General features: G+C 33.6%; 7 protein-coding genes. All 7 read right to left on the reverse strand.

Going from position 1 to position 7,020, the window contains the following annotated elements; translation table 11 throughout:
* Positions 1-102: 102 nt before the first annotated feature.
* Positions 103-2,463, reverse strand: a complete 2,361-nt coding sequence (locus DIU01_RS13490) for an alpha/beta fold hydrolase (RefSeq protein ID WP_290835297.1) — start codon at positions 2,461-2,463, stop codon at positions 103-105.
* 45 nt (positions 2,464-2,508) lie between these two features.
* A complete protein-coding gene (locus tag DIU01_RS13495) occupies positions 2,509-3,324 on the reverse strand; it encodes an AraC family transcriptional regulator (RefSeq protein WP_290835299.1) in 816 nt (271 codons plus the stop codon).
* 313 nt (positions 3,325-3,637) lie between these two features.
* On the reverse strand, positions 3,638-4,156 hold the full coding sequence (locus tag DIU01_RS13500) for a GNAT family N-acetyltransferase (RefSeq protein WP_290835300.1): 519 nt from the start codon (positions 4,154-4,156) through the stop codon (positions 3,638-3,640).
* 403 nt (positions 4,157-4,559) lie between these two features.
* A complete protein-coding gene (locus DIU01_RS13505) occupies positions 4,560-4,886 on the reverse strand; it encodes a hypothetical protein (RefSeq protein ID WP_290835302.1) in 327 nt (108 codons plus the stop codon).
* A gap of 102 nt (positions 4,887-4,988) precedes the next feature.
* On the reverse strand, positions 4,989-5,777 hold the full coding sequence (locus DIU01_RS13510; protein ID WP_290835305.1) for a PhzF family phenazine biosynthesis protein: 789 nt from the start codon (positions 5,775-5,777) through the stop codon (positions 4,989-4,991).
* 77 nt (positions 5,778-5,854) lie between these two features.
* Positions 5,855-6,463 carry a short chain dehydrogenase gene (locus DIU01_RS13515; protein WP_153209445.1) on the reverse strand — a complete coding sequence of 203 codons (609 nt, stop codon included), beginning with the start codon at positions 6,461-6,463 and terminating at the stop codon, positions 5,855-5,857.
* Positions 6,464-6,539: 76 nt separating this feature from the next.
* A complete protein-coding gene (locus tag DIU01_RS13520) occupies positions 6,540-6,980 on the reverse strand; it encodes a Crp/Fnr family transcriptional regulator (RefSeq protein ID WP_290835316.1) in 441 nt (146 codons plus the stop codon).
* Positions 6,981-7,020: the final 40 nt, after the last annotated feature.

Genomic DNA, 7,020 nt, shown 5'->3' on the forward strand with positions numbered 1-7,020 from the left:
TGTTGTTTTCTTTTTGTTGCGCGTTAACAGAACTCATAATGGAGCAAAGCAGTATTAGCGAATAAATTGTTTTTTGCATAAATTAATTTTTAACTGTAAACTTTAAAATTCACCTTTCAACACATCTACACCAATTGCATACCCATAAATTTTCCCATTAGCATCTTTGTAAATTCTGATTTTATTGCAAGCCATTCCTAAATTGACCTTCGCCCAAGTTTTACCACCGTCTTTGGTTTCGTAACCGCTGTTCATGGTGCCAACAAAGCCGTGATTTTCGTCTATAAAACCAATACCAAATTCTCTTGCTCCAGCATCTTCCACTAAGTTGATTTCATTCCAAGTTTCACCGCCATCGGTTGTTTTGGCAATGCGCTGTTGTTTTACATTTGGATCTGGATTATAGGATTGAATCGTTACATAGCCAACTTCTTTTGTTGGAAAAGAGGCCTTCCAAGTACCTTCAAACGGACGATTGGATTGATACACCTTTTTCCAGGTTTTTCCGCCATCGCTGGTTTTTAAAATCAAGGCGTTGGATTTTTCCATATCTTCATCTGAGGCAGCACAAACAAATCCGTTGTTTTTATCAAACATTTTGATATCGAATAGCATTTTACAGTCGTTGTTCATACTATTGGATGTCCAAGTGGCACCACCATCGTGCGAGACCATCATATTAGCTGGAGAACCTACACGACCAACTGCATAAATATGTATTTTGTAGTCTATTTTGCCGTGATTAATATATTGCTCTTTAACAATATCAATGGCACAAAGTCCTTTAACATATGGTCCTTTATAGTCAACAGGCTTCCAAGTTTTACCACCATCTCTGGTTCCATACAATGGAATGGAGTCGGTAACATTAGGAAAATAATCTGTTCCAACCGTACCCGCAAAACCAACTAAATTATCCACAAAGGCAATGGTTCGGAAAAAAGTTCCTTTTTTTTCCAATTGTTTTTCCCAGGTTTCGCCTCCATTTTTTGTGTTATAAATGCTTCCGTAACCGTTTACATACCAGCCTTCTTTTTCATTAATGAAAGTGATATCGTCTTGTTTCCCAGGATAGCGCTCTGTATTCAATTTTTTCCATCCTTTTTCGGGAAGTGTCGTTACATCTTTTTTGGAAAGCACTTCATTGCTCCATTTTACTGCCGAAAGACCTACTTCTTGATTGTATTCATCAAATAATTGTTGAATCTGACCATTTGAAAATTTGTTGTATGCTTCTTGCATTGTACCCGATTTTGCGAAATAATGATCCGTTGAAGGATAAGTCATTAACGTTGCATTACCTGGGTTGAAGAAATTTACGGTATTCACAATTTGCTGATGATCTGCTTTAGAAAATGCTTCAAAATCAGATTCTCCATATTGTACTAATACTTTTGCAGTTGTATTTTTCCAATTTTCTAAATGAGGGTAATCCTGAATTTGTCTCCAGTACTCTGCATTCCTCGAATAAATTTTTCCTTTGCCATCGTATTGCCAACTTGTGCGTAAAATACTGTCGGCCTTAGTGTCTTTAGCAATATCTTCTAGTTTTTCTTTCTTAACGAAGTAACGATAGTTTAAATCATATTGAGCAATTACAGATTGTTCTACTTCAATCGGGTTCATGCCTGATAATGCATTTTGAACGCGATACATTTCGATTTGATACTCAAACCAAGATTTAGCAGTAGTTCCATATACTACAACACCCGCAACCTTATTTTTTGCACTAATTGCTGGCGCAACAATTCCACCCATAGAGTGACCAACAATGATAATTTGGTTGGGATCTACATAAGGAAGTGACTTCAACTTTTTTAAACCTGCCTCAAAATTTTCAATTTCATCTAGCAAATCACAAGACTCGCAAGGAGGTGTGTTTTTGCTGTCACCCAAGCCACTTTTCTCGACGCGAAGCGTCACATAACCAGCATCTACATAAGCATCCACAATGCGTTTATAGGGATGATAATTTGGTAAATCATCAATACTGCTGCAGGTATATCCCGGAATGAACAACATGGCCGGCATTTTATTTTCTTTAAAGGGCTTGTTAATGATAACGCGCAATTGTCCGCCTTTGTAGGCTACCTCGTCGTAAATTACGGTAGCATTATCATCTGTTTCATACGGACGTGCAACGGCTTTTGCTTTTAAGATAAGTTTCTTTTTACCACGCAAGACCGTTAACTGAACTTCTTGATTTGGAGAATAGGTTAAGAATTTTTGGGTGAATTCATCAGTTGAAGCAAACGTAGAATTACCAATTTTGACAATCAAATCGTTTTCTAGCAATTTAAGCGCAACACTTGTTCCTCGTGCAACTTGCTTCACTTTACAACCGGAAGTTCCATTTTCGGTGACATATTCTACGCGTGCACCAAATTGAACTTTGCGCTGTAATGATTGACTAAATAATAAATTAAGGGAGCAAATCGAAAAAAATAAAAAAAGGTTTTTCATCAGACTAAATATTACATTTAGTGCAAAGATAATTTATGAAAAAATTCAAAGATTGTAAAAATCGGACACCTTTTCTGAAGAATTATTTTCAAAGAATTGCGAAGGAGTTTGTGTGCTAAAGGCTTTAAAATGTTTAATAAAATGCGACTGATCGTAATATCCAGTATCTATCGCAACACTTAACAAATGATTATTTGAGCTTGAAGAGTGCTCTAAAAAAGTTCTAAATTTAATCAAGTTAATGTAATTGATTGGATTCACCCCCACGAATTTATTAAATAATCGATGAATAGTTCGTTCCGAAACGGAGAAAAATGCGGCCATTTGCGCTACATTGCACTGTCCTTTTGTAGTGTGGATTTTATTGATGATTGATATATACAGAGCTGGCTGACAAATAATTAACTTTGACACTAAAAAGAGTTCCAGTACCTTAATTTTTTTTTCATCGTTTGTTGCTTCTGTAAGTGAATCTACAAGATCGTTAATTTCTTGATTAGTAAAAATATCGTATAAAGAAGTGGCATCTTCTTCGTAAACAACATTCATTGGTATTTTTGTAAATAAACTTAACCCGTTTGGAATTGTAAGTCGCACTGAAATATTCAAAAAATCCCCTGACGTTTTAATTTCACTTGGTTTCATTAACGTGTTCCTAGTGCCATATTTCGGCATTATTTGAAAATCAGTTTTGTTTTTTACGAGCAAATCCCCAAACACTGTAAATCCAAATCCGCAGATATTGTTTGGTAAAAACACGGTTGATTCAGTATAATTAGCCGATCGACGCCAAAATACAATTGACGAGATTTTGTCAATTAAAAGGGGATTTGATACATTATAACTAACTATAGATTCCATTTCAAATACATAAATAGTAACAAAAATAAATATATTTAATTTAATTATGCATTTATCCTTCAGTTTTCATGATTTTTTATAACCGAAACGCGTTTTTGTTTTTGTCTTTGGTGTACTGTTATATTCATTTGTATTTTGAAATAATTTATCTGCATAAAAAAGTTGTGGATTTATAAGCCCGTAATTTACATTTCCCCAAACTGTTTTAGTGCTATTATTTAAATTTTAGAAGTTTTATTCTGTAACTATAGGTACTTATCAAAAATGGATTAAATAGCACTGAAAACAAAAAACTGAGAATTTATTTTCTCGTTTAGAGTTTTACTTCAATTTCAAATAAACTTACTGTTGCATTTTCATAATGCGCAGGTAATTCTCCAGTATTTTTAAGTTTCAATAAACCCAAAAAGTCAAAACCACATCTAGTGTAATAATTAATTAGACCTAAATTATAACCTACTGTGTCCATTCTAATGTATTGTTTTTGTTTTTCAATGGCATAGATTTTTGCCCATTCTACAATTTTGCCCACTAAATTTTGTCCGCGAAAATCAGGATTTGTTGCTATGCGGTGAATGTAAACAGCTGGATCTCCGTTACGTTCCTCCCAGATTTGAGGATCATTAAAAGTTGTCGCCCACACACAAGCAATTTTACCCTCTGCAACTATTTTCCATTGTCTGTTTTCTAAAATTTCAGTTTCAATAAGTTCTCTATCAAATTCTGGCCAATGGCTGGTAAATCTTGTCTTCTGAAAATCGGTCGCGATTTTATATAAACGGAAAATTTCGTCTGTGTCGTTACTGTTGCTATTTTGTATTTGAAAGTTCATTTTTGATTTTGAATTATTAGGGCAAATAACCTAATTTAATAGATGATTGCCTATGTTTACTTTGTGACTGTTTTAATTACCATCTCTAAAGTTTTTAACACTTTCGTTGGATATGGTAATAAAATCCAATTTTCCTTCGCATTTATCTCCTAAAGGTGCTTGTATTCCAAATCCAACTTTTACGGTGGAAGGAAGGTCTAAACCAAAACAACGAAAAAATCGGCATTGTTCACCATTAAATGAATAATGAAGTTTCAAAAAATCTCCTTAACGAGTTAGTCTTAACCAAGATTTATAAAAGGGAATTCATTCGTCCTTGGCATCTTCTTTATGATTTGCAACCAACTCGCGAATAGATAAATGGATTTTCGTAGTTTTTAAAGATTAATATGTTTAGTGACTTTTAATTTTTAAAACGAATAACCACAGCTTTTTTATCCTTTGGAGTAATAATTATACCTTGTGCATTTGCGAATTGTGTTTTTGCCTTTATGATCAATTGGTCACGTACGTGATCGTACTCGGCAACTTGTAATTTGGATGTGTCAACTTTTACAGTTCCAAGGAACTCATATTCCAAAATGGGGTTATTGTCTGTAAATACAGTTAGCCCTTCGATTTGATTTGCATTTCCTAATTCATTAGTTTTTTTGGTATAATTAAACCTGAGATATAATAATACTACTAAAATTGTTACTATAACAATTAAAATTGAGATTCCTTTTTTCATACTTTTTTGTAATTATTTGTTTGTAATTTAATTTATAGATTTAAAATTGGCACTGCGTTTTTGCTTTCTAACTATGACGCAACACCCGAGTTAGCAATTGTTTTATTCTATCCAAAAATTCCCAACAGAATAGGTTTTTGCTGTTCCGCTAATAATAACTCGGTCACCTTTGTCTTCACAATATAGTTTGCCCATTCGTTCCGAAACTTGTTGCCCATAAAGTACTTTTTTATCAAGTCTTTTTGACCAAAATGGCACCAAAGAACAATGAGCAGAACCTGTTACAGGATCTTCTAAGATGGATGCTTGTGGTGTGAAAAAACGAGAAACGAAATCACAGTCATCTCCAATTGCTGTTACAATTATTCCGCCTGGATCAAGGTTGATTTGGTCAAACAATTGTCGATCAATTTTAATATTTCTAATTGCTGTTTCGTTTTCATAAACCAAAACATAGTCTCTTGATTTCAAAATTTCCTTGGGTTGGATATTTAAAGATTTTGAAATTGTCTCGGGTAAAGTATCTGCAATAGGCATTCTTGATGGGAAGTCCATTTTGTATAGTCCATCTTCAACTTTAACAATTAAGTCGCCACTTAATGTTTCGAAAACAATTTCATCTTTTTTGTAATCTAAAATTGTCTTTAAGCAATGTGCTGTTGCAAGTGTGGCGTGACCGCACAAATCCATTTCAATTTCTGGCGTAAACCATCGCAAATGGATTTTTTCTCCTTTATCTACAAAAAAAGCGGTTTCTGCAACGGCATTTTCTTTAGTTATTTTCAACAAAATGTCGTCTGATAACCAATTGTCAAGAGGCACCACACAAGCAGGATTTCCACCAAAAATGGTATCTGTAAATGCGTCAATTTGGTAAAGTTTTAATTCCATTTTTCTTTTTATTTTATAATAAACAGCATATAGTCAATTTCTTTTTTGAAAAGACTATATGCTGTAATTTTTGTTAATTATGCATCAACAAGTATCACTTGACCAGTAATAAATCCATCAACCGAGCGCTCAAACGCTTTACCAACCAATGCACTTGGTACAGGTTGAAATCCTGGCATCATATCGCCATAAACATCCCAAGCTTCTGCTAAAACTGTTGGATTTACTGAATTTACACGAATACCTCTTGGCATTTCGAAGGCTACACATTTTACAAAGGTATCAATGGCACCACTTGTAGTTGCATCTGCAATAGCAAAAGGAATAGGCTTTAAATTTAGTATACCTGTAATAAGCGTAAAGGAACCTTTATCAGCAATGTATTCCTGACCTATTCTAACAATATTGATTTGCCCCATCATTTTACTCATTACTGTAGTCATCCATTGCGCTTCAGTCATTTCCTCGAAGGTTGCATATTCACATACGCCAACTGTATTCACAACTGCATCAAAGTGACCAACCTCCTTGAATAATTTTCTCAAAGATTCTTCACTGGTAATGTCAACTTGGTAGTCGCAACCGTCTTTTGAACGACCAGCTGTAATCACTTTGTGTTTTCCTAAACCTGTAAGTGCTGCTTTTCCCATTTTCCCATTAGCACCTATTAAAATTACTGTTTTCATATATTTAATTATTTTTAATTTGAAGTGCAAAATTACACTCCTGCCATACTATTCACGTAGGACATTTGTCTAATAATTAAATTGATGCTCTTATCCTACTTAAATGTCTTTGAGTAATTCCAAGATAGGACGCTATGTAGTGAAGTGGAATTTGTTGCACAAATTGTGGATGGTTGTGTATCAAATCTACATATCGTTTTTGGGCGTTGGATTTTTGATGATTAAATATCCATTTTTCGAGTTCAACATATTCTTTTTCAGCAATTATTTTTAAAAAATTCAACCATTTATTGTTTGATTCCGCAAGGTTTTCTAATGTGTTTTTTGAAATTGAAATTATTTCAGAATCGGTTAAAGCTTGTAAATTTTCTTCTGATTTATTCTGTGTAATAAATGAAGAATAAGCCACTAATAACATATTGGGAAAGGTAAAACAATAGGTTATTTCTTCGTCATTATTAGAATAATAGAACGAACGGAAAATGCCAAAATTCACAAAGGAAAGTGTGGTACAGATTTCATTTTTTTTTTTTTTTTATAATATTATTTTTTTTTTT

The sequence above is a fragment of the Flavobacterium sp. genome (genome assembly GCF_003525665.1).
Lineage (GTDB): Bacteria > Bacteroidota > Bacteroidia > Flavobacteriales > Flavobacteriaceae > Flavobacterium.

Coding starts and splice junctions, on each gene's coding strand:
- DIU01_RS13490 (WP_290835297.1), bottom strand. CDS start 2,463: ATGAAAAACCTTTTTTTATTTTTTTCGATTTGCTCCCTTAATTTATTA.
- DIU01_RS13495 (WP_290835299.1), bottom strand. CDS start 3,324: ATGGAATCTATAGTTAGTTATAATGTATCAAATCCCCTTTTAATTGAC.
- DIU01_RS13500 (WP_290835300.1), bottom strand. CDS start 4,156: ATGAACTTTCAAATACAAAATAGCAACAGTAACGACACAGACGAAATT.
- DIU01_RS13505 (WP_290835302.1), bottom strand. CDS start 4,886: ATGAAAAAAGGAATCTCAATTTTAATTGTTATAGTAACAATTTTAGTA.
- DIU01_RS13510 (WP_290835305.1), bottom strand. CDS start 5,777: ATGGAATTAAAACTTTACCAAATTGACGCATTTACAGATACCATTTTT.
- DIU01_RS13515 (WP_153209445.1), bottom strand. CDS start 6,463: ATGAAAACAGTAATTTTAATAGGTGCTAATGGGAAAATGGGAAAAGCA.